Origin of the sequence: Rhodococcus sp. NPDC056960, from assembly GCF_042674125.1 — a bacterium.
Classification (GTDB): domain Bacteria; phylum Actinomycetota; class Actinomycetes; order Mycobacteriales; family Mycobacteriaceae; genus Rhodococcus_F.
The window spans coordinates 1-2,604 of record NZ_JBHURF010000085.1 but is presented as its reverse complement, the minus strand read 5'-3'; the positions used below and the strand labels follow the sequence as shown (position 1 = coordinate 2,604).

The 2,604-nt window shown below is 66.5% G+C and carries 3 protein-coding genes; 1 reads left to right on the top strand and 2 read right to left on the bottom strand.

What is annotated here, in order from left to right:
• Positions 1-639: 639 nt before the first annotated feature.
• Together ACFTWF_RS45005 and ACFTWF_RS45000 are read right to left on the bottom strand one after the other, a co-directional pair.
• Positions 640-960 (bottom strand): TetR family transcriptional regulator, encoded by a 321-nt coding sequence (locus ACFTWF_RS45005; protein ID WP_378467529.1) that lies wholly within the window; start codon positions 958-960, stop codon positions 640-642.
• Between the two features lie 316 nt (positions 961-1,276).
• Complete coding sequence (locus ACFTWF_RS45000; protein WP_011593967.1) at positions 1,277-1,432, bottom strand: DUF6131 family protein; 156 nt, start codon at positions 1,430-1,432, stop codon at positions 1,277-1,279.
• 762 nt (positions 1,433-2,194) lie between these two features.
• Between ACFTWF_RS45000 and ACFTWF_RS44995 the strand changes: the two genes are divergently transcribed.
• Positions 2,195-2,604: hypothetical protein (locus tag ACFTWF_RS44995; protein ID WP_378467528.1), on the top strand; the 410-nt coding region annotated here is incomplete at its 3' end.

Sequence of the window (2,604 nt, the reverse complement as noted above, 5' to 3'; positions counted from 1 at the left end):
AATCAGGACCTAGACACTCCCGATTATCCCAGTTCACGAGGCACTTTCCTGATCTCCCACGCCGATCCGCCACCGCGATCATCCACGGATTCAGGTTAAGATGCCCCGCACGTCGGGGGGGGGGGTGACGTCGGGGCAGGTTCCGGGAAATCAACTGACATCTCCGCTCAAATCGGCTCGCAGGTGAGTGATTACGTCGCTAAATACAAGCAAAAAACGTTCTGATTGCGAGCAAGGCTCCGGTGGGCCTCGACACGCGAACATGTCGCGGCCTTCTACTGCAATTCTTAGCGGAGGTGCAGAGAAACACGACGTTGGATGTTGGGACTTTCAAGCAGTACGCCGAGTCCGCGCGGCGTCTATACAACCGCGACGGGATAAACGCGGTCTACGATGCTTTGGATACGCTGAATCTCAGCAAAAAGACTGATGCCGACGTCAAGAAACCCACCGGGCGGGCAGTTCATCGACGTGGCCGGTGGCCGAGGTCAGCAGGTGGATCCCGGTGAAGGTTTGACCAGCAGGAGAGCGACAGCGTCGGGGTCCTCGGCGCGCAGATCGCCTTCGGTGATCGCCCGGCGCGCGAGGTCGCGGTAGTCGGACAGCCAGGTCGCTAGCAGGGTCGGGGCACCGGGACGGTCACGGATTTCGGTGGGCAGGCGGAACGCCGCCTGGACCGTGACATCGTTGACGACCGGAGATGCCGATCAGCGCCTCCAACGCCGGAATCCGAGGGGCGAGAAGGGGTCTGCACGCGCCCCGGAACCGGGCACTGCCGGCCTCGATAACCGCGCGGGCGAGTTCTTCCTTGGAGCCGAAATGGTCGTACAACGCGCCCCTGCTGACGTTCGCGCGGGTGAGGATGGTCTCCAGCCGGGCATCGGCGTAGCAGACCCGGGTAAATTCCACCGCCGCCGCGAGAAGCAGCGCCTCACCGGTGATTTCCGCCCGCTTCTGCAATTTGCCCCGGTCCTTCGACCCTGTGCCCGTCCCCGGACCCGTCAATTCACGCCGCACGGCACGAGTTCCCAGGCTCGACCTCGGTAGATGCCCGTGCACACCGTGCGAGGGGGATACCCGCGCGGGCGCACCTCAACCGTGCAACCAGACCGGATGGTCGGCTGCAGCCGAACTCGATCAGCGTCGACGTGCTCGGAGACCCATGGGGCCGGACCGCTCCATGCGGGGAGGGCGTGCGAACCAGGGGCGGCCGGACCGGTGACGATAGCCGTCGAATCCTGCCGACCGGGTCAGGTTAGTGTGTCGAGGTTGCCGGTCAGAACCAGTGACGGCGTCCGCCGACGGCGCGGCCGGTGCCGCCGAGCAGCGCGAGGATGACCCCGATCACCAACAGGATGATCCCAATGGTCCACAGGATCGAGATGTGTGCCACGAATCCGATCACGAGCAGAATCAGTCCGAGAATGATCACCATGCACCTCGTCTCGCCGTGGGAGTACACCCGTGACCGGGGGCTACCCCGTCGGTGACGGCGCGAAACGGAGGACGATCAGCGTGCACCGGGTGGGGAATGCCTCCTCGCGCTGGACCTCGATGTCGGGTGGGCCGCGCGCGGCCGAGGGGTGGGCGAACACTCGGCCTCGGTCCGTGCGCGGCAGGCGCTCCGCCGCGGCGAAGGGGTTCGAAGGCCGGAGCGGAGCTCGCTGCCGCGGGTCCGTGTTGGGCCGCGGGGCAGCGTAGTTGGCGGGTACCCGGATCTGGGCGGGTTACGCCGGTTTCCGCCGAGCCGTGACCCTCAAGCGGGCGCCGGGGCGCTGCGCGAAGACGTCTCAGCGAGGACGCTGGCGCCTGTCGGCAGGTTGGGGTGGGGGACCGGCCGGCCTACGGGGCTCGAGCCAGTGGTCGAGGGCGTCTCCGCACCGGGACTCTCGGTGCTGACCGCGCCCAGGGGTGGGCTCGTGTCGTGTCGGGGAACTACCGCGGGTCCGGGGGAACTCGCGCTCACACACGTGACCGGCAGCCGGAGCAGCCCGACCGGTTGGATCGTTTCTCGGCGGGTGCCCGCACCGAATTGTCCAGCGGTGACTGGAGGCTGGGGAATGTGTTCTTACGGCGATTGAGCAGCACCGAGCTGGGGTAGTCGGCGGAATGCGCCCCCACCGGGCAGGATCCGCTCACAGCCCGCCGCCGGCGCCGAGGTGCACCACTTTTCACTCGACGAAGGGGTTGGGCAATGACCACCAAATCTCAGCTGGCGTTGGCCGTCGGTGCGGGATACATGCTGGGCCGCACGAAGAAGATGAAGTTGGCGTTGATGCTGGCCGCCAGTGGGGCGTCCAGACAATTTCCCTCCGGCGGATCGTTGGGTCTTCTCAACGAGGGTCGCAAGCTGCTCGCGGACTCACCGGAGGTAGCCAAGCTCGGCAAGACGGTCCGCCACGAGCTGATGAACGCGGCGAAGACGGCCGCGGTGACCGCGGCGAGCCAGCGCATCGACTCGCTCAATTCGCGGCTGCAGTCCGGAGAGAGTCTCCTCGGCGGTCTCGGCGACGCCGCGGGCGGGAAGAAGTCGAAGCGGCGCCGGGACGAGGAACCCGAAGACGACGACTACGAGGACGCGGAGGTCGAGTGGGAGGAATCGGA